The 19,527-nt window shown below is 52.8% G+C and carries 16 protein-coding genes; 8 read left to right on the top strand and 8 right to left on the bottom strand.

The genetic code is table 11. The annotated features are described in order from the left end of the window. From Q4E40_RS13060 to Q4E40_RS13050, 3 genes are read right to left on the bottom strand one after another with little or no spacing between them, the layout of a single operon-like run. Positions 1-1,002 (bottom strand): 4-hydroxyproline epimerase, encoded by a 1,002-nt coding sequence (locus Q4E40_RS13060; protein ID WP_303412750.1) that lies wholly within the window; start codon positions 1,000-1,002, stop codon positions 1-3. An 8-nt stretch (positions 1,003-1,010) separates the two neighbouring features. Next, a complete protein-coding gene (locus Q4E40_RS13055) occupies positions 1,011-2,465 on the bottom strand; it encodes an aldehyde dehydrogenase (NADP(+)) (protein WP_303412748.1) in 1,455 nt (484 codons plus the stop codon). Next, positions 2,455-3,375 (bottom strand): dihydrodipicolinate synthase family protein, encoded by a 921-nt coding sequence (locus Q4E40_RS13050; RefSeq protein WP_303413096.1) that lies wholly within the window; start codon positions 3,373-3,375, stop codon positions 2,455-2,457. The genes Q4E40_RS13055 and Q4E40_RS13050 overlap by 11 nt, the downstream gene beginning before the upstream one ends. Before the next feature lie 138 nt (positions 3,376-3,513). Here Q4E40_RS13050 and Q4E40_RS13045 point away from each other — a divergent pair, with 138 nt between their 5' ends. Together Q4E40_RS13045 and Q4E40_RS13040 are read left to right on the top strand one after the other, a co-directional pair. Further along, positions 3,514-4,389 carry an AraC family transcriptional regulator gene (locus Q4E40_RS13045; protein ID WP_303412746.1) on the top strand — a complete coding sequence of 292 codons (876 nt, stop codon included), beginning with the start codon at positions 3,514-3,516 and terminating at the stop codon, positions 4,387-4,389. 21 nt (positions 4,390-4,410) lie between these two features. After that, the gene (locus tag Q4E40_RS13040) at positions 4,411-5,781 is read left to right on the top strand and encodes an aminopeptidase P family protein (RefSeq protein WP_303412744.1); all 1,371 of its coding nucleotides are present in this window, start codon (positions 4,411-4,413) and stop codon (positions 5,779-5,781) included. 295 nt (positions 5,782-6,076) lie between these two features. Here the strand turns inward: Q4E40_RS13040 and Q4E40_RS13035 are convergent, their stop codons facing one another. Next, the gene (locus Q4E40_RS13035; RefSeq protein ID WP_303412742.1) at positions 6,077-8,335 is read right to left on the bottom strand and encodes a S9 family peptidase; all 2,259 of its coding nucleotides are present in this window, start codon (positions 8,333-8,335) and stop codon (positions 6,077-6,079) included. A 466-nt stretch (positions 8,336-8,801) separates the two neighbouring features. Here Q4E40_RS13035 and ftsH point away from each other — a divergent pair, with 466 nt between their 5' ends. Together ftsH and Q4E40_RS13025 are read left to right on the top strand one after the other, a co-directional pair. Beyond that, on the top strand, positions 8,802-10,802 hold the full coding sequence (gene ftsH, locus Q4E40_RS13030; RefSeq protein WP_303412741.1) for an ATP-dependent zinc metalloprotease FtsH: 2,001 nt from the start codon (positions 8,802-8,804) through the stop codon (positions 10,800-10,802). Positions 10,803-11,069: 267 nt separating this feature from the next. Next, positions 11,070-12,206, top strand: a complete 1,137-nt coding sequence (locus Q4E40_RS13025) for a porin (protein WP_303412740.1) — start codon at positions 11,070-11,072, stop codon at positions 12,204-12,206. 54 nt (positions 12,207-12,260) lie between these two features. Here the strand turns inward: Q4E40_RS13025 and Q4E40_RS13020 are convergent, their stop codons facing one another. The 4 genes from Q4E40_RS13020 to Q4E40_RS13005 are packed head-to-tail and all read right to left on the bottom strand — an operon-like array spanning position 12,261 to position 16,001. Then, positions 12,261-14,027 (bottom strand): SulP family inorganic anion transporter, encoded by a 1,767-nt coding sequence (locus Q4E40_RS13020; protein ID WP_303412739.1) that lies wholly within the window; start codon positions 14,025-14,027, stop codon positions 12,261-12,263. 48 nt (positions 14,028-14,075) lie between these two features. Next, positions 14,076-14,975 carry a bile acid:sodium symporter family protein gene (locus Q4E40_RS13015; protein ID WP_303412737.1) on the bottom strand — a complete coding sequence of 300 codons (900 nt, stop codon included), beginning with the start codon at positions 14,973-14,975 and terminating at the stop codon, positions 14,076-14,078. Positions 14,976-14,983: 8 nt separating this feature from the next. Further along, positions 14,984-15,241 carry a sulfatase-like hydrolase/transferase gene (locus tag Q4E40_RS13010; protein WP_303412735.1) on the bottom strand — a complete coding sequence of 86 codons (258 nt, stop codon included), beginning with the start codon at positions 15,239-15,241 and terminating at the stop codon, positions 14,984-14,986. Next, the gene (locus tag Q4E40_RS13005; protein ID WP_303412734.1) at positions 15,219-16,001 is read right to left on the bottom strand and encodes an acetoin reductase; all 783 of its coding nucleotides are present in this window, start codon (positions 15,999-16,001) and stop codon (positions 15,219-15,221) included. Before Q4E40_RS13005 ends, Q4E40_RS13010 begins: the two co-directional genes overlap by 23 nt. 198 nt (positions 16,002-16,199) lie before the next feature. Between Q4E40_RS13005 and ureA the strand changes: the two genes are divergently transcribed. The 4 genes from ureA (at position 16,200) to Q4E40_RS12985 (ending at position 19,515) form a co-directional block, all read left to right on the top strand. Beyond that, on the top strand, positions 16,200-16,502 hold the full coding sequence (ureA, locus tag Q4E40_RS13000) for an urease subunit gamma (protein WP_303412733.1): 303 nt from the start codon (positions 16,200-16,202) through the stop codon (positions 16,500-16,502). A gap of 18 nt (positions 16,503-16,520) precedes the next feature. Next, positions 16,521-16,895: an urease subunit beta gene (ureB, locus tag Q4E40_RS12995; protein WP_303412731.1), complete on the top strand. Its 375-nt coding sequence runs from the start codon at positions 16,521-16,523 to the stop codon at positions 16,893-16,895. Next, entirely contained in the window at positions 16,892-18,613 is a 1,722-nt protein-coding gene (gene ureC / locus Q4E40_RS12990; RefSeq protein WP_303412730.1) for an urease subunit alpha, read from the top strand. Before ureB ends, ureC begins: the two co-directional genes overlap by 4 nt. A gap of 212 nt (positions 18,614-18,825) precedes the next feature. Continuing rightward, on the top strand, positions 18,826-19,515 hold the full coding sequence (locus Q4E40_RS12985) for an urease accessory protein UreF (RefSeq protein ID WP_303412729.1): 690 nt from the start codon (positions 18,826-18,828) through the stop codon (positions 19,513-19,515). Positions 19,516-19,527: the final 12 nt, after the last annotated feature.

The raw sequence follows: 19,527 nt of genomic DNA, 5'->3' as shown, positions 1-19,527 counted from the left end.
TCAGATTACCTGGAAACCGTGAACGTATGGATCTTCATCCTCAAAAAAGATGGTATTATGGCCGGTAATGATCGCCCAGCCTTCAATGCCCGGGTAAATGGCTGGTTTGCCCGCTACCGTGGTTTCCTCTTCGATAGTGCCGGTGAAGATCGAGCCGATGATGCTTTCGTGAATGAACTTTTGCCCGGGTTTCAACTTGCCCTTGGCGTACCACTGGGCCATCCGGGCCGAGGTGCCCGTGCCACAGGGCGAGCGGTCGATGGCTTTATCGCCATAGAAAACAGCGTTACGGGCAGTGGAAGTAGTTGCTAAGGGTTTGCCGGTCCAGAGAATGTGCGAGAGGCCATTGATGGCCGGGTTCTCGGGGTGCACGAAGGTATACTGCTCATTCAGGCGCTGGCGCAGCACGCGACTCCAGGAAATAAGCTTGTCGGCTGTATAGTCCTCTATACCTTGGAAATTCTCCTGCGGGTCCACGATGGCGTAAAAATTTCCCCCATAGGCCACATCCACCTTCAATGTACCCAGTTCCGGGCATTCTACGGTCAGGTCTTCCGAATCCAGGTAGGCCGGAACGTTCGTCAGTTTCACCGACTTCACTTTGTCTCCTTCCTGCGTGTACTGCACGCGCACCAGCCCGGCGGGCGTTTCGAGGCGCAGCTGGCCAGGTATTTTGGGGGTGATCAGGCCTTCTTCCAGAGCGATCGTGACCGTACCAATGGTGCCGTGTCCGCACATGGGCAGGCAGCCGCTGGTTTCGATGTACAGCACGGCCACATCGTTCTCTGGATCGTGCGGCGGGTATAGGATGCTGCCCGACATCATGTCGTGACCGCGCGGCTCAAACATCAGCCCTTTCCGGATCCAGTCATACTCCCGGAGAAAGTGCAGGCGCTTTTCGCTCATGTTGTGGCCCTGCAGCACAGGGCCACCGCTTGCCACCAGGCGCACCGGGTTGCCGCAGGTATGGGCATCGATGCAAAAGAATGTTTTTCTGGCCATTTGTCTATTTATAAACTGGCTTGGGAAAGTTTTCCGTTAATGGTGCGCCAGAGGCCACTGCGGTTTTCATCCCGCAACTCTGCCGGCAACAGTGCCTGCGGAGCCGACTGAAACGTGACAGGCCGTGCAAAACGTTTTATGGCGTAGGTGCCCACCGACGTGCTTCTGCTGTCGGTCGTGGCCGGGAAAGGACCGCCGTGCGTCATGGCATGACTGACTTCCACCCCGGTTGGAACACCCGAGTATAACAGGCGCCCGCATTTGTCGCGCAATACATCCGTCAACTTTTGCTGCAGTTCGTGCTCCTGGTCGCTGCCCCAGAGTGTGCAGGTCAGCTGGCCCTGCAACGCTTTTGCTGCCGAGATTAATTCCGCTGCGTTGCTATACCTGACCACCAGGGTAAAAGGGCCGAAGACTTCTTCCTGCAGTGCCGGATTCTGCAGCCAATGCGCTGCGCTGGTACTGGCCAGGGCGGCACGGCCTTCCAGCACGTCAGCTTCCTGGTGCACCAGTGCCTGCACCCCTTCCGCTTGCAGGAGTTTCTCCAGTCCCTTGTAATAGTTGCCGGCAATGCCATCGTGCAGCATGTTGGCGGGAGTCGCATTGGTAAGCTCTTCTTCCAAAGCAGCTATAAAGTGCGGCGTTACCTCACTCTCAGGTATAAAAAACAAACCCGGACAGGTACAGAACTGTCCCGCCCCCAACAGCACCGATGCCGCCGCCTGTCGCGCCAACTGCTCTGTATTCTCTTTTATTCTTTCCGGAAGGATGAAAACCGGGTTGGTACTGCCCATCTCGGCATATACCGGAATAGGTACTTCGCGCTGCATGGCCAGGTCAAAAATAGCTTTGCCGCCTTTATAGGATCCGGTAAAAGCAACAGCCTTTGTGGCGAGATGCTTTACCAGCTCCTGCCCTGCTTCCACGCCACCGCTCACATGCTGGAAAACACCCTCCGGAAGCCCGTTTGCTCGAATTGCCTGGGCAATGGCTTTGTGCACCAGCTGGGATGTTTGCGGGTGGCCCGGATGCTCTTTGTACACCACGGTACAACCCGCAGCCAGTGCGGAGGCCGTGTCGCCGCCAGCGGTGGAGAAGGCGAGCGGAAAGTTGCTCGCACCGAACACCACCACGGGCCCGAGCGGCACCAGCATGCGGCGCAGGTCGGGACGCGGCAAGGGCTGGCGGTCGGGCAAGGCGGTGTCGATGGTAGCTTCCACCCAGGAGCCTTCTTCCACCAGATCGGCAAACAGGCGCAACTGGTTGCAGGTGCGCCCGCGCTCACCGGTCAGGCGGGTCAGCGGGAGATTACTCTCCCGGCTGGCCGTTTCCAACAGTTCATTCCCCAGCGCCTCTATGGCCTCCGCTATACTTCGCAGGAGCTGTGCCCGCTGTGCCGGGGTGGTAATCTTGTATGTCTCAAACGCCTGCGCAGCGTTGGTTAAGGCTTCGTTATACGGCATAGGCTTCTTCTTTAAAATCAGGCAGCTGTGGTCTCGTTTCAATTCCCTTTTGGATGGTGGCGATCACGGCTTCCCGCTCCTCCCCGATCAGTGGCAAACGCGGCGCACGCACATGTTCGCTGCCAATGCCTTCCATCTGCTCGGCCAGCTTAATGTATTGTACCAGTTTCGGGTGAATGTCCAGCTCCAGCAGCGGCATAAACCAACGGTAAATTTCGAGTGCCTCCTGTGCTCTGCCGGCTTTGGCTAACTTGAACATCGCCATTGATTCTTTCGGGAAAGCGCATATCAAGCCAGCCACCCAACCGTGCGCACCCATGAACAAACTTTCCAGGGCCAGGGTATCTACCCCGCACAGAATTTTGATGCGATCGCCAAAGCGGTTGAGCATACGCGTGACGTTGGTCAGATCGCGTGTTGATTCTTTCACGGCCTGTATGTTTTCGTGCACGAGCAGCTCGTCAAACATTTCCAGGGTAATGCTCCTTTTATAGTCTACCGGGTTGTTGTAGATCATGATCGGCAGCGAGGTGCTTTCAGCTACTGCCTTGAAGTAAGCGACGGTCTCTCGGTAGTCAGAGTAGTAGCGCATGGGCGGTAGCAGCATCAGGCCATCTACACCCATTTCTTCGGCTTCGCGGGCACGTAAAATAGCTTCCTCTGTAGCGCCTTCGGCGATGTTCATCACAACAGGCACCCTGCCTGCCACATAGGCGATGGCCCTGCGGGTCAGTTCCTGTTTCTCGTTGGTGCGCAGTACGCTGGCTTCCCCCAACGTGCCGCCCAGGATAATGCCGTCCACGCCGGCTTCGAGCTGTGCGTCTACGTTTTTAAAGAAGGTATCGAAGTCAAGGCTGCCGTCGGCATGAAATTTCGTGGTGAGTGCCGGGAATACGCCGTTCCAGTTGATCATGATAAGAAGGGGTTTGGTTCTATTTCAAAGGTATCGTATAAAACAGCCAAAATCCTGTACTGGATTAGTAAGAACTAATAGAATATTAACTTGTATTTTGCAAGTGATCCGGATATTAGTTAACATGGTACCAGCATGAAGGTGATCCCCTTTAAAATACCGAAGCCGAGTAAAGAGCTGATCCGCTACCAGGTGGACTGCCAGCCCTATTTCTACGATAAACTGCACCAACACCCTGAAATACAGCTAAGCTGCATTCTGGAGGGCGAAGGCAAGCTGATCGTAGGCGATTACATTGGTCGATTTGGGCCTGGTGACATTTTCCTGTTGGGCCAGAACGTGCCCCACGTGTTCCGGAGCGACGACGTGTATTATCAGCCTGATGAGTCCAGACAATGCCACAGCATCATCCTTTTTTTTGATTTGCGTGCCTTTGGCGAAGCATTTTGGGCGGCCGAAGAAATGCAGGAAGTAAAAGAGTTCTTCGAGCAGCTGACCGGTTGCTACCGGGTAAACCTGGCAGCACCGGATAATTTCAGGGAACAGGTACAGCAACTCTTCCATAAGCACAACCTGGAAAAAGTAGTGGGCGCCCTGCAACTGGTAGAAGTGCTCATGCACAAGGCTGCATTGCAGCGCCTGAACCTGGCCGACCAGATGCAGAACCTGAGCGAGCGCGAAGGCAAGCGCATGGAGCAGGTGCTGCAGTTTCTGGTAGAAGAAAGCCACCGGCAGCTCAGCCTCGAAGAAGTGGCCTCGGTCGCCAACATGAGCCGCGAGGCCTTTTGTCGCTTTTTCAAGGAGCGTACCCGCAAAACCCTGGTCACTTTTCTAAACGAGCTTCGTTTAAGTAACGCCTGCCAGGCACTTTTGCACTCCGACCAGACCATCGCCAGCATCGCCTTCACCTGCGGCTTTGCCAACCTCTCGCACTTCAACCGTGTCTTTATCAAGACCATCAGCATCACCCCACGCGAATTCCGCCGCCAGGCGACTGTCAATAAAGTATAAACCTAATCTGAAGAATCACATATGTTTGATGCAAACACCTATATCCAGCGCCGCCAGCAACTGAAGCAACAGCTCGGTGGAGGCCTGATCCTGCTCCTGGGCAACGAGGAAGCCGGCATGAACTACAAAGACAACTGGTACCCTTTTTACCAGGACAGCACCTTCTGTTACTATTTCGGCCTGGACCTGGCTGACCTGACGGGCCTTATCGACATTGACCGCAACGAAGTCATCCTTTTCGGGCCGGAGCAAAGTATAGACGATGTGGTATGGACGGGTCCGCTGCCCAGCCTGGCCTCGCTGGCCGAACAGGTGGGCGTGCACAAGGTACTGCCAACGGAGAAAATAGCCGATTACCTGGCTGGAGCACAAGTCCTGCATTACCTGCCGCCTTACCGCCCGGAGCATCAGTTAAAACTACAGGCCTGGACCGGAAAAACAGTGCTAGAACCAAGCCTGCCCTTGATACAGTCCGTGGTGGCGCAGCGCTCCATTAAATCTGATGCTGAAATACAGGAGATTGAGCGGGCTGTTACCTATACCTCGCGCATGCACCGCAACGTGATGCAGTTTGCCCGCAAAGGCATGAAAGAACACGAAGTGGCATCCGAAGCAGTTCGCTATGCAGAAGCAACAGGCAACCTCCTTTCCTTTCCGGTCATCTGCACCACCCAGGGACAGATCCTACACAACCACTACCGCGGCAACACCCTGCAGTCAGGGGATATGCTCTTGCTCGATGCCGGCATCCAAACCACAACAGGCTACGCCGGTGACATGACCCGCACATTCCCGGTCGGGCCCACTTTTACGGAGCGACAACGCGAACTATACCAGGTCGTGCTGGACACGCACGAAGCAGCCATGGCTGCTCTCAAGCCAGGCATGCTCTACAAAGACGTGCACCTGCTGGCCTGCCGCAAACTGACAGACGGGCTGAAACAGGTGGGGCTGATGCGCGGCGATACCGAAGAAGCCGTGCAGGCGGGCGCGCATACCATGTTCTTCCAGTGCGGCCTAGGCCATATGATGGGCATGGACGTGCATGACATGGAGAACCTGGGCGAGCAATACGTGGGGTATACCCCGGAACTGCGCAAGAGCACCGAATTCGGGCTGAAGTCATTGCGCCTGGGCCGCGCGCTGGAGCCGGGTTTTGTGCTGACGGTGGAGCCGGGCATCTACATCATTCCCGAACTGATCGACATGCGCCGGAACGACAAGGTAACCCAGCAATTCATCAACTTCGAGTTGCTCGACAACTACCGTGATTTTGGCGGCATTCGCATCGAAGACGACCTGGTGATCACTGAAAAAGGCAGCCGTATACTGGGCGAGCCTTTAGAGCGGACGCTTGCCGGGGTAGAGGCCATCCGGCAGCAGGCACTGTAACCTGTCGACTAAGGGTATAGCGTAAAAGCCCTCCGGCATCCCTTAGTGAAGGGTCGCCGGAGGGCTTTTTATGTTTATAGGCTAAAGACTAGTATACCCCTTGTACTAGGGCCGTTTCATTCTAAAAAAACAGGTACCACAACTATTGTCTTACTGTTAAGAAACTTGGTTGAAAGGCAATTTAGCTTTCGCTACTCGCCCACAAGATCCTTTCAGGATGAGAAAAAGCTTGAATGAAACAGCCCTGCCCTTCGTAAGGGCTTTGCGCCATAGGTATAGAGCCTGCAGCCATACCCTACTTCGTCGCACTCGCCGACCCAACTGCCGTGCTGCCGGTTTCCTGCTTGTTTTCCCACTCCGGTGGGTCTACGCCCAGCAGGTGCTTCACGAAGAAGTCGCGTCGCTTGCGCTCGCCGAAATCTCCGCCGGTGCCGTGCGCCATACCGGGCACCAGCAGATAATCGAAGTTCTTGTTGGCCTTGATGAGCGCATCCACCACCTGCGTGGTAGAGGCAGGGTCCACGTTGTCGTCCAGCTCTCCGCCTATCAGCAGGAGCTTGCCCTGCAGTCTGTGCGCATGCACTACGTTGGAGCTCTCGGCGTAGTGCGGACCGAGTTTGCCCATCCACTGTTCGTTCCACCAGATTTTGTCCATGCGGTTGTCGTGGCAACCTACTGAAGACACGGCCACCTTGTAAAACTCCGGATGGAAGAGCAAAGCGCCCATCGAACTTTGCCCACCGGCCGACATCCCGAATATGCCCACACGGGTCGTATCCAGGTAGGCATACTTCTGCGCAGCACTTTTTATCCAGCAGATGCGGTCGGGCAGGCCGGCGTCTTTCAGGTTTTTCCAGGCCACGTCGTGGAAGGCCTTGGAGCGGTTGGACGTGCCCATGCCGTCGATCTGCACCACGATAAAACCCAGCTCGGCCATCTCGTGCATCAGGCTGGCGCCCGGATTGTAGGTTTTGGGCACAAAAGAGTTATGGGGGCCGGCGTAGATGTGCTCGATCACCGGGTACTTTTTAGCCGGATCGAAGTTGGACGGTCGGATGATCACGCCCCAGATGTCGGTCTTGCCGTCGCGCCCCTTGGAAGCGAACACTTCCGGCGCTTTCCAGCCTGTTTTGAGCAATTCGCTTGCGTCTGCCTTCTCTAACTCCATGATCACGTTGCCATCGGCGGCGCTGCGGAGTACCGTAACCGGCGGCACGTCTACCCTCGAGTAAGTATCCACAAAATAGGTATAGTCAGGCGAGAAAGTGGCGCGGTGGTAGGCGTTCTCATTTGTCAAAGCTGCCAGGCCGCTGCCGTCGAAGTTCACACTGTAGTACTGCACTAGGTAGGGGTCCTGATCTGCTTCACGGCCGTTGCCTTCGAAGATGATCCTGCGCTTCGCCTCATCTACCTGCACCACGCGGCGCACCACCCACTCGCCTTTGGTGATCTGGTTTTTCACATGCCCGGTAGTCCCATCCATCAGGTATAGGTGGTTCCAGCCGTCGCGCTCCGACATCCAGATCACCTCTTTGCCGTCGGCCACATCATGGCGAAACTGTTTGCCGCTGTAATGGATAAAAGTTTTGCTACGCTCGTCTATCACATCACGCAGACGGCCGTTTTGCCCGTCTATCTCCAGCACCTTGTATACCTGGTGCCCGCGCTGGTTATACTCTACCGTAAAGGCGCGGCTATCTTGGCGCCACACCGGGTTGGTCAGGTGGTATTGGTCAGCAATAGAAGACGCATCTACTTCCACCTGCTTTTTCGTGTCTACCAAAAACAATTGCGGCTTGCGCTGTGGCACCGCATCGCCGGGCTTCAGGTATAGGCGTGAGTGCAACTTGGGCTGTAATTGGTCAGCCGGGGCTGCCTCCACGAAATAGACCAGGTGCTCGCGACCGGGCCGCACTTTGTTCGTAGCCAGCTTTTTGGAATCGGGTGACCAGGCGATGTGAGCCGAATAATAGTCTGTTTCTGTTCCGTCGTAGCTCAGCTGGTATTCTTCCTTCGGATTAGCAGCGTTGCGGATGAACACATTGTGGCCTTTGGTAAAAGCTTCCCACCTTTTGTCCGGCGAAGGCACCGGCTTTCCTTCCGCTTCGCTGTTGAAGCGCCAGTTCCAGGTACCTGGCTCCCGCTTCTCTACCTTGCCTTTCTCCGTCAGCTGGTTGGAGCTCAGGGTATAGCCCCATACCTTATCATCAAACTCGAACTCCATTTCGCGGCCGCCGGGCAGTACTTTCACCGTAGTGAAAGGCAAGCTATGAGGTGCCACCTGCTTTCCTGAAGCCGCCGTCAGTGCCTTGGCCAGCTTCTCCTGATGGAAGAGCGGCTTGCGGCTTTTTTTAGCTGCATCCACCAGCACAAACTCTTTGCCACGCGGCGTCTGCTGCGTGTACCAAAACCTGTTTTCCTTTTCCAACCAGGTGAAACTGGTAGGCGCATACCATACTTTGTCTTTTATTTTCGCGGGCAGGGAATACGCCCGCTCGTAATCTTCTTTGGTACCCTGTGCCTCCGCTACATATGGGCTCAGCAATAGGGACATAAAAAAGAGAAAGCTGATTTTAAATCCGGTTTTTAAACTTTTGGGGGATCCAGCTATAGAAAAGGAAGTCATGTTTGTGCGATGTGTTGGTTGCAGAGCCAATATACAACAGCTATACCTGAAGTTTGCCTTTAATATTTGCGTTTACTGATACTATATTGACTGGTCAGGAGGAAAGAGCCAGTTAGTACGCCTGTTATTCAAGCTAAATTCCAATCCAGGGGAGTTGTTAACCTGACACGGTCAGTACCGTAAATGCATTTATGTCCATCATCCTGGTTTCCAACCAGAAAGAGCCCAGGCACGTCATCAGAATAGCTTTCATTGAGGCATGCTACTTTGACTCATCTACCAACAATAAAATGGCAGCACCCAGCCATATCCCTTCAAGGGGCATACCAGCAAATGGTATCGCTTCAAGGGCTTCAAAGCGCAGATAAACCGGCAAAATCGAATCACTTGAGTTATGAATACACCTGCACAAAAATCCGGCAGTAACTCTACACCAGGCACTGGTGATTCGCCTGCTAACGACAACCGAAAAAACCCGATGCCTCCCAGCAAAGTCTGGATCTTTTTCCTGGGCCTGCTCCTGCTCAACTTCTTTCTTTCCAGGATTTTTTTCCCCGGTGCGGCAGACCCGGTCAAGGTCCCCTATACCCTCTTTAAAGAAGAAGTAAGCAAGAATAACGTAAAGGCGATTTATACCAAGGGCGAGTTAATCTCAGGACAATTCATCCGGGAGGTTGAGTACAAACCGCAGGACGCGGACAGTACCGCAGCGAACAACGCAGTCCCGGTCAACCACTTTACGACGATTGTACCTTCCTTCGTTGATCCGGGCCTGGAAAGTTTGCTGATCGAACACCGTGTCGAGATTCGGGCGGAGCCAATTCAGGAAGCACCCAATCCGTTCCTCTCGATTTTGTCACTGTTCGGTCCGGCACTCATCATTATCGGCTTTTATATCTGGATGTACCGCCGGGCGAAAAAACAGGCTGGCATGGGCATGGGCGGTATGATGGGCATCGGGCAAAGCAAGGCAAAGCGCTTCGACAAGGGTACACAGAAACGGGTAACTTTTGACGATGTGGCCGGCATTGATGAGGCGAAAAACGAACTGGTGGAAATCGTAGACTTTCTGCAGAACCCCGAAAGGTATACGCGCCTGGGTGGTGCCGCGCCCAAAGGCGTATTGCTGGTTGGGTCGCCCGGAACCGGTAAAACCCTGCTGGCGCGTGCAGTAGCCGGGGAAGCGGGCGTGCCATTTTTCTCGATGAGTGCCTCGGAATTTATCGAGATGATTGTGGGCGTTGGAGCTGCGAGGGTGCGCGATCTCTTTAAACAGGCACGGGAAAATGCACCGGCGATCATCTTTATCGATGAACTGGATTCGATAGGCCGAGCCCGCGGTCAACAGGCCATTGGCGGCTCCAGTGAACAGGAACAGACCCTGAACCAGATCCTGACGGAAATGGATGGCTTTGACAGCAAGGAAGGCGTCATTGTGCTGGCGGCAACCAACCAACCCGATGTGCTAGACAAAGCTTTGCTCAGGCCCGGGCGCTTCGACAGGCGTGTGGTGGTGAACCTGCCGGATAAGTCCGGACGGGAAGCGATTTTTAAGGTGCATACGCGTAACGTGCCGCTGGCACCCGATGTCCGGCTGGATGAGATTGCCGCAGCTACGCCGGGCTTTTCGGGAGCCGATATCAGAAACCTGGTAAACGAAGCGGCCCTGCTGGCGGCACGGCTAAATCAACAAACCGTCAACCAGATAAACTTCTATGACGCCCTGGAGAAGATTGTGCTGGGGCCAGAGCGACCGCTATTATTGAGTTTCGAGGACCGGGAACGGATTGCGTACCACGAGGGGGGCCATGCCATTTTGGGCCTTGTGGTTGCCGGGGCAGACCCAGTCAACCGGGTGACCATTGTGCCGCGGGGTCAGGCACTTGGCGTCACGTACCAGCGACCCGACAGCGACCGCTATAACTACTCAGAGGAATACCTGCACGGCAAGATCATCGGCATTCTGGGTGGACGATCGGCTGAAGAGATTGTATATGGCAATCGAACCACCGGCGCAGAAAACGACATTGAGCAGGCAACCAACCTTGCCCGTTCCATGGTCACCCGCTGGGGCATGAACGACAAGCTGGGCATGGTGCAGCTCGCTCCCCGCCAAAACCAATACCTCGGCAACAGCATGGGCTCATACCCCGGTGCCAAGCCGTTCAGCGAGGCAACAGCGGAAGCAATTGACAAAGAGGTGCTTCGTATCATCAATGAGGCCCATGAGGAAGCACAGCGCTTATTAATAAAATACCGCAGAGAACTGGATGCCCTGGCGCACGCCTTGTTGGAGCGTGAAACGCTGGACGAACAGGAAATTCTGAAAGTGACTGGCTTACCCCCAGCCCCTCCGCTCAAGAGCCAAAAGATTATCGAAGCCACTCCTGGGTAATTCCAGCACCCACGCCAAACCATGTCCCATCATGCCATCGGACTGTACAGGTGATGGCATAGGATGGACGATCTAGAGTAGACTGAATAAATAAGAGAATAGCGGCCTGCAATTTAATTCGGAAAGCGGCATGCTGTCAGTGATACGGATTTACATAAATGTTTTTCAAATTTCATTTTTATGAAGAAATGTTACCTCTTTTTAATCGCCCAACTATTCATAGTACAGTGTGCGTTTGCTCAAGACACTGAAATCAGAAAGAGTGCGATGGATAGCACCAGCTCCAGCAACAATCCGTTGGACCGCCAACCTTCGGCCTACAAATTATCGGAGTTGAGCAGAAGAATAGACCTGAACTTTCTATTCCGAAGCTCGGCAGAGTTTCCAAGTGGCTCTTCCAACCAGGCGGCTGTTAAAATGAACGAATCGCGCATTGAGTTGAAGGGAGATATCACACCCGATCTAAGCTTTCGCGTAAGATACCGGCTGAACAGAAGTTATGCGCCAAACAGTTTAGATAATGCCCCTGGCGCGGTCGACCATGCCAATGTCACCTACCGTTTCGGAAATGAAAAGAAGTGGCACCTGACAGCAGGTAAGCAGGCTGCGAATGTGGGCAGCTGGGAGTTTGATACCAATCCCACGTTTGAATACCAATATAGCGAATATGTAGGCAGGCAACTGAATCTATTTTTACTGGCCCTGGAGCTGGGTTACGAGGTGACCGAAAATCACTCCATCCAATTGCAGTTGCACAACACGTATAATCAGGACTTCAATACCAGCTATAATACGGCGGGTTACGCTAAAAATGGGTTGAGGCCTTCAAAAACGCCTTTCGGCATCTATGTGACCTGGCTGGGAAATATGTTTGATAATAAATGGCAGACTTTTTACAGCTATAATGTCTCGCAGTTCGCCAAGGATAAAACCGACCATGCAGTATCGATCGGCAACAAGCTGGTGCTCGACCGGTTTAATGCCTACCTTGATTTAGCGAGCACCAATCTGGATGTGGACTATGCCAATATCGGGTCACCCGCCGTTAACAATTACCTGGCTCCCCTACCGGCATTTGTACCTACCTTTCTACAAGACATCAACTACAAGACAGTGGTACTTCGGGTAGATTATGAGTTTATACCTAAGTGGTTCATAACAGCCAAAGGCTTTTACGAAACAGCCAGTCAACGGAATAATAGCGAGATCGGAGATGACTTCAGGGAGCATTACGGCTATTGGGCAGGCCTCGAATATAAGCCAGTGGCTAATCAGGACATGAGATTTTTTACCTACTATTACTACAATACTTCCCGCTACAACAATGCTGTGGCAGAAGCAAACGCAGATCAGAAACTACACCTATTCGCAGTCGGAGTGCTTTATTTTGTAAATGTCTTTTAACTCCTTTCAGGCTATAGAATTCAATGCGAAGGTTGTTAAAATGAAACCCCGGATTTAATTCGTCGCAGCGCCGTTTTTCAGCCAATCTTGCGCTTCTAAAACTGCTTGCCGGGTACTTTTGCCAACAATGGAGTCCTTCTTCAGCATGCGTATTCCCCCTAGTACTTCAGGGGCCGCCTGCGCCTGAAAAGAGGCATAGCTATTTTCACCTAACTCTGTGATGTAAAACCTGCCTCCCGCTCTTTTGATCTTGTCGTAAAAATTCTCAATCACCTCCGTCAGCGTAGCGCCGATGTTGTTGCGGCCTCGCAGTTCCAGGATGATGACGGGGTGCCGGGTTTGCGGGTCGAGTTTGGGCCACTGGTTTTCCAGCATCCGTGCCCCGGCAAAGTGCAGGTCGCCGTCCACGGCAAAAATGTGTACCGCCTCGTTTTCTATCTCCTGTGGCATCGGTATTTCCTCAAACCACCCTTCGTTCGTAAGCTGCCTTCTGTGCAGTTTGACCAACCGCGAGGAAGTGAAGAAATAGAGGGTGAAAGAAAGCAGCACGCCGATCAACACTGCGAATTGAACAGGCAGAAACAGTGTCACGAGAAAAGTGCAGACCAGTCCAATTCTGGCACCCCAACCGGCATTCCATACCTGTCTGTTCTCTTCCATCTTAAGGGAACTGGCCATGGCAAAGATCATGATAGCGGCCAGTACCGGCATGGCCACATTCCCCACCAGTCCAGGCAACAGCAAGACCAGCGTGAGCACCAGCATACCCGAAAAGATTCCGGCCCACCGGCTTCTGGCCCCCGAAACAATATTTAAGGAAGTGGAGCCCAGGGAGCCGCCCACGCCTATGCCGCCAAACAAACCCGAGGTCACGTTGGCTATACCCTGGCTGATAAAGTCTTTGGAAGTGTTGGATCGTGAGCCATCCGGATTGGGCACACTCTGGCTGACGCCGGCTGCCTGAATCAGGGTGATCAACGCCAGCGAAAGCGCCCCGCTGATCAGGGCCGGCTGCAGGAGCGAAAAATCAGGCAGGCGGAGCGGCGGTATACCTGTCGGGATCTCCCCCACATCGGTCACCACTTCCACGTCGGTCCATTTCATAAAAAATATTAAAAGGGAAGGAAGCGCGATGGCAACAATGGCTGATTTATGGCCCAGGGGTGTTCTGGGAAGCAGCAACATAAAGACAATTGTTGCCAGCCCCGGTACCAGCGCATGCCAGTTGGTCAGGTGAATGTTCTGAAACAGGTTTAGGGTTTGAAGGATCTTGTTGGCCCCCTCGGCAGGTATAGCAAATAGCGTGGGAAGCTGACTTAAAATCGTAAGGATGGAGATGCCTGCCAGAAAGCCCGTCATAACCGAATGGGAGACAAACCGCACCAGGCTCCCGAGCTTGAGCAAGCCCATCAGAATCATGAAAGCGCCGGAGAGCAGCACCAACAAGATCAAGGCATCCACACGCTGTGCCTCTGGATAAGCCTGCGTGAGCTGATACAGCAAAAAAGCAGCCGCACTGGTGGTGGAGATAATCATCAGTTTGGAACTGTTGAATATACCGCCCACAATGCCTCCGAAGACGGCAGCGAACAGGCCCATCACGGGGCTCACCCCCGCCAACAGACCACAGGCCATGCCATCCGGAATCTCATTCATGGCCACGGTCAGACCAGCATTGGCGTCGTCTTTCAGTGTTGCCCCTTTCGCCCGTTTATGGCGGGCTACTTCCACTGTCTGCTTCAATTCTGCCTCACCTGGAAGCTGATCATCAGGCACCTTAGCGGTCTTCTCGTTTCCTTTATTTCCAGGGTCAATCATCATGGATCACAAGCGTGTGTTGCTATTTATTTCCAGTGCTGTTGTTTAATGTTAAACCCTACGGGCTTCTGCTTGTGGCGTTTGTCTGTAAGTATAAATACCAACTTTGTTATCTTTTGAGAGGAATCTGGCGATCGCTAAAAGAATGGCTATACCCAGGGAGTTGGCAATCGTAATGATCACCAGCACTTCCGGTTGGTCGCTGAAATTTTGCGCGGCGATGATCATACTCGCAGCTGTATTCCGCTGCGCCGTACCCAGTGCCCCAATGTCCTGCAGGTGATCCTCTTTGTTACGGCCACCCAGCAGGTACCCGATGCCAAAGGCGCCCAGAATAAATACGACGCCAATCAGGATGGCGCCCTGCCCCACCATCTCTTTTGTTTCAGGGAAATAACCCACCAGGGTGGAGATTAACAAGATGTACAAGGTCCAGTTACCGATCCTGGCAACCCAGGGTTGCACCGATCTTATCAGTTTGGGGAGCACTTTTGCCAGCAACATTCCCACCACAATAGGTAGTATCAACTGTTTAAGTAACGTCCAGGCGATTGTCCCGCCGTCAATCGCGATCTGAGGCATGAGCAGAGGCAGTAACAGCGGCACGATAATAACGGTGGCAAGTACGAGTATGATCATAGTGCTTGCGCCAAGCGCCAGGTCGTGCTCCGATAGTTGCGTAAGCTTGATCAGGAAGGGGGCACCCGCACAGAGGCTGAATATCGCAAGGCCGACGCGGAGGTATGGGTCAATAGGAAAGAACTGCAACATCAACCACATCAGCAAGGGGGCCAGAATAAAGTTGGCTACCAGCATGCGTAGCGCAAAATTTCCGTCCCTGAGATACCCCATAATGTCTCTCGGCTTCTGGGTAAGACCTACATTGAACATCGTCAGGAGGACGAAAACGGGCAAGACAATCCCCGATATCTTGATTAGGATTTCGAACATGATGCTGCTTAGTTTAATCGCCCAGCCATGTAGGTAGGATAGCCGGCTTCCTTCAGTATTTCAGGAATGGTCAGGACCTTGCTGTTCAGGTAACCTACATAGCCGGGCTGCATGTATTGGCTGGTGGCGTGCGCAGTCGGCCTGTTGCCCAACCCGGCATGTTGGTTGTCGCAGCCCGATAGCAGAATGACCCGGGTGTGCACGCAATGCGGAGCGGTATGGAAATGCCGGAAGCGGGCACCGCTACCGATACACAAGGCCGCCATCAATGAGGGGTGCCTGTCCTGTCATGTAATCCGAATCCGGCCCGGCCAGGTAAGAGACAAAGGCAGCCACATCCTCCGGCGTTTCGGCACGGCCCAGGGCGATGCCTTCCACATATTTCTTATACGTTTCGCCAACGGGCGCCCCCGTGATCTCAGCCATCCGCTTGTCTATCTCCACCCACATATCGGTTCCCACGACACCGGGGCAGTAGGCATTGACGGTGATGCCAGCACTCGCAAACTCTTTGGCCGCTGCCTGTGTAAGGGCACGTACGGCAAATTTAGTTGCCGAATAAAGGCCCAACAAAGCAAAGCCTTCATGCCCGGCGATGGAGGAGGCACTTATGATCTTACCTTTTTGCCCGCGCTGCTTAAACTTCTGTGCAGCGGCCTGTATACCCCACAGTACCCCCTGGACATTGACACGCATGGTTTTTTCAAACTCGTCGGGGGTGATATCGGCAATGCCCTGAATGCTGGCTATACCTGCATTGTTCACCATGATGTCAAAACCACCCAATTCCTTTTCTGCAAAGTCCACGGCGGCAAATACGTTATCACGGTCAGTTACATCGGCTTTGAAGATGACGGCTTTGCTGCCAGCGGCCTTCACTTCGTCTGCCACAGCTTGCATTTTATCTTCTTTGAGATCTACTATCGCCACCCTGGCCCCTTCGTTTGCTAACCTTAGAGCGATGGCGCGGCCAATGCCTTGCCCCGCACCGGTTACCAGCGCCACTTTATTTTCCAGATTTTTCATACACGCCCTCTGATCTAAATGAATAATATGAATTTGCTTTTGCCCTGACCTTTATCTTCCTAAATCACAACTCATTATAAGTAACGTTTTATCGAAGGAATCGTTGAATAATAAGTAATACACCGCTTTTAAATTGTAAAAATCGATTATTCACCATTGTGCCAAATTGAATGATGTAATTCTAACCCACCTCAAACTATGCATTTAAGCCCACGAGAAACTGAAAAGCTGCTGCTGTACATGGTAGGTGAAATAGCAATAAAGCGGAAAGAGCGGGGCATCAAGCTTAACTACCCGGAGGCTATCGCTTTTATCAGCAACCGCCTAATAGAAGCTGCCCGGGAAGGAAAATCGGTGGCCGAATTGATGCAGTATGGAGCTTCTCTGCTAACCAGAGAGGATGTGATGGAGGGAATTCCAGAGATGGTGACAGAAGTGCACGTGGAAGCCACCTTTCCAGATGGCACCAAGCTTGTACCTGTTTTAAACCCTATCCGCTAAATCGATAAATTAATTGATATGATACCAGGAGAATACTTTATAGGCGAAGGTGAAATCATGTGCAATGCCGGGCGGCCTGTGGTCACTATTAAAGTGGTTAATACCGGCGACCGTCCGGTGCAGGTGGGCTCCCATTGTCACTTTTTTGAAATAAACCGGCAAATGCTGTTTAATAGAGGAACGGCTTTCGGAATGCGCCTCAACGTGGCGGCAGGTACGGCAGTGCGTTTTGAGCCCGGTGAGGAAAAGGAAGTAGAACTGGTGTCAATAGGGGGTGCCCGGCGGGTTTTCGGTATTAACAATCTGGTGGGCGGCGATACAGTACTGGAAAGAAGCAAGATAGCCGCGATGAAACGGCTCGAAAACAACAACTTCAAAAACGAGACTTTATGAGCCTGCCCATTGATAAAAAAAGATATGCCCAATTATTCGGACCTACAGTAGGAGACAAGGTTCGTTTAGCTGACACGGACCTGATCATCGAAATAGAACAAGACTTTTGCGTTTACGGCGATGAAAACAAGTTTGGGGGCGGCAAAACGATCCGTGATGGTATGGCGCAATCCTCAACGGCCAGGCGCAGCGAAAGCGTCCTGGACCTGGCCATAACAGGAGTCATCATTATTGATCACTGGGGCATCGTCAAGGCGGACATCGGCATACGGGACGGTAAAATTGTCCACGTCGGGAAGGCTGGTAACCCAGACACCATAGAAGGGGTGGAACCCGATATGATCATCGGTGCTGCCACAGAAGTACACGATGGCAGCGGCCTAATTGCTACGGCAGGTGGCATCGATACCCACGTGCATTTTATAGCGACCGATCAAATAGACCATGCGCTGTTCAGTGGTATTACGACCATGATTGGCGGCGGTGTAGGCACAACGAGTGGCTCCACGGCCAGTTCGGTAACACCTGGTTCCTGGAATCTGGAAAAGATGATCAAATCGGTGGAAGCATTTCCCATGAACTTTGGATTTCTGGGCAAGGGAAGCAGTTCTACGATGCCTCCCCTGGAAGAACAGATTGAAGCCGGCGCACTGGGATTAAAAGTACACGAAGATTGGGGCGCCACACCTGCCGTGCTTGACGCCGCCTTAAAGGTAGCCGATAAGTATGATGTACAGGTTGCCCTCCATGCCGACAGCCTGAATGAGGCAGGCTTTCTGGAAGACACCATCAGCGCCATTAACGGTCGGGTGATTCACATGTTCCATACCGAAGGAGCCGGCGGTGGGCATGCGCCCGATATTCTCAAATCGGCTATGTACCCCAACGTACTTCCGGCATCAACCAATCCGACCCTTCCCTATACGGTAAACACCATAGACGAGCACCTGGACATGCTGATGGTTTGCCATCATTTGAGTAAAGAAATTCCCGAAGACGTAGCCTTTGCCGACTCACGGATTCGCGCCGAAACAGTGGCAGCCGAAGACGTGCTGCACGACATGGGCGTACTTAGCATGACAAGTTCAGATTCCCAGGCAATGGGCCGTGTGGGAGAAGTCATCATACGCACCTGGCAGGTGGCAGACTGCATGAAAAAGCAGCGGGGACCATTAGAAGAAGATAAGGGAAATGGGAACGATAACTTCAGAGTAAAGCGCTACATCTCTAAGTATACCATTAATCCTGCTATCACACAAGGTATAGCAGACTACGTGGGTTCGTTGGAGTCGGGTAAAATGGCGGACATCATACTATGGAAGCCGGCTATGTTTGGCGTAAAACCAGAAATGATCATCAAGGGGGGAATGGTTGCCGGAGGCCAGATTGGGGACCCTAATGCGACGATTACCACACCACAGCCCGTTTTATACCGGCGCACGTTTGGAGCATTTGGAGGCGCCTTGCCTGAAACCTCTGCTACCTTTGTATCCAAAATTTCAATCGAAAAAGGTATTATAGCGAGCTATGGCCTGAAGAAAATAATCCTGCCCGTATTCGGTTGTCGCAATATTTATAAAAAGCACATGATCCATAACGGCCTAACGCCGGATATTGAAGTGGATCCGGAAACTTTTCAGGTGCGGGTAGATGGAGAACTGGCCACCTGCGAACCGGCCAGCGTGCTGCCAATGGCGCAACGCTATTTTGTATTCTAAACCGAAGTATAGGACCTGTGCGGACTCTCCTTAGGTATAGGAAAAACAAAAGCATTCTTGAAAGTCTTTTTTTCAAGCCACTGACAACAAAACAGGCACTCGTCTAACCCTTTTATCTGAAGGTCGCTCTATTGGCCGGCTTCATCCGGACTACCTAAACGTAGAGGTTCTCTCCTTTACATGAATTATTAGCCTGGCTTTAAAACGATATCATGGGAAGTCATTACCTGAGCAGCCTGTTGCATCTTTCCGATCCCACCCTACCCATTGGCGGTTTTTCACACTCCAACGGACTTGAATCGTACGTGCAGCAAGGCACTGTCCACGATGCAGTTTCGGCAGATAACTTTATCAGAAGCATGCTGAGAAACAACATCAAGTACAACGATGCGGCCTTTGTCCGGTTGGCTTATGAAGCAGCTGCTTGCCAGGATGTAGCCGAAATAATCCAGCTGGATCAGGAATGCACGGCGCTGAAAAGCCCTAAGGAAATCAGGCAGGCAAGTATAAAACTGGGAGTGCGGCTTCTTAAAATCTTCAATAGGCAAACAGAACACCAACTGGTACAGCATTACGACACGGCTATCTTTGAAAAGGAAGCTGCCGGGCACTACTGCATTGCTTTCGGCCTGTATGCTTTTCTGATGGATATTCCTGCCAAAGAGGCTTTGCTGGCCTTCTATTATAATGCGGCTGTTGGCATGGTGACAAACTGTGTCAAGCTGATACCGCTGGGGCAGTTGGACGGACAGGCTATTCTATTTCGCCTTCACCCGTTGCTACAGCAGTTGACCGAAGAAACGCTTGAGCTGAAAAGAGAACTGGTGGGTGTCTGCAACATCGGATTCGATATTCACTGCATGCAACACGAGCACCTTTACTCACGGCTCTACATGTCTTAGTACAGAGAATTG

The sequence above is a fragment of the Pontibacter coccineus genome, from assembly GCF_030546575.1.
Classification (GTDB): Bacteria; Bacteroidota; Bacteroidia; order Cytophagales; family Hymenobacteraceae; genus Pontibacter; species Pontibacter coccineus.
This window is presented reverse-complemented; position numbering and strand designations above follow the sequence as displayed.

Bases quoted from the DNA above. Each gene is read 5' to 3' on its own strand.
- Q4E40_RS13060 (WP_303412750.1), bottom strand. From the start codon at position 1,002: ATGGCCAGAAAAACATTCTTTTGCATCGATGCCCATACCTGCGGCAAC.
- Q4E40_RS13055 (WP_303412748.1), bottom strand. From the start codon at position 2,465: ATGCCGTATAACGAAGCCTTAACCAACGCTGCGCAGGCGTTTGAGACA.
- Q4E40_RS13045 (WP_303412746.1), top strand. From the start codon at position 3,514: ATGAAGGTGATCCCCTTTAAAATACCGAAGCCGAGTAAAGAGCTGATC.
- Q4E40_RS13040 (WP_303412744.1), top strand. From the start codon at position 4,411: ATGTTTGATGCAAACACCTATATCCAGCGCCGCCAGCAACTGAAGCAA.
- Q4E40_RS13035 (WP_303412742.1), bottom strand. From the start codon at position 8,335: ATGTCCCTATTGCTGAGCCCATATGTAGCGGAGGCACAGGGTACCAAA.
- ftsH (WP_303412741.1), top strand. From the start codon at position 8,802: ATGAATACACCTGCACAAAAATCCGGCAGTAACTCTACACCAGGCACT.
- Q4E40_RS13025 (WP_303412740.1), top strand. From the start codon at position 11,070: ATGGATAGCACCAGCTCCAGCAACAATCCGTTGGACCGCCAACCTTCG.
- Q4E40_RS13020 (WP_303412739.1), bottom strand. From the start codon at position 14,027: ATGATGATTGACCCTGGAAATAAAGGAAACGAGAAGACCGCTAAGGTG.
- Q4E40_RS13015 (WP_303412737.1), bottom strand. From the start codon at position 14,975: ATGTTCGAAATCCTAATCAAGATATCGGGGATTGTCTTGCCCGTTTTC.
- Q4E40_RS13010 (WP_303412735.1), bottom strand. From the start codon at position 15,241: ATGGCGGCCTTGTGTATCGGTAGCGGTGCCCGCTTCCGGCATTTCCAT.
- Q4E40_RS13005 (WP_303412734.1), bottom strand. From the start codon at position 16,001: ATGAAAAATCTGGAAAATAAAGTGGCGCTGGTAACCGGTGCGGGGCAA.
- ureA (WP_303412733.1), top strand. From the start codon at position 16,200: ATGCATTTAAGCCCACGAGAAACTGAAAAGCTGCTGCTGTACATGGTA.
- ureB (WP_303412731.1), top strand. From the start codon at position 16,521: ATGATACCAGGAGAATACTTTATAGGCGAAGGTGAAATCATGTGCAAT.
- ureC (WP_303412730.1), top strand. From the start codon at position 16,892: ATGAGCCTGCCCATTGATAAAAAAAGATATGCCCAATTATTCGGACCT.
- Q4E40_RS12985 (WP_303412729.1), top strand. From the start codon at position 18,826: ATGGGAAGTCATTACCTGAGCAGCCTGTTGCATCTTTCCGATCCCACC.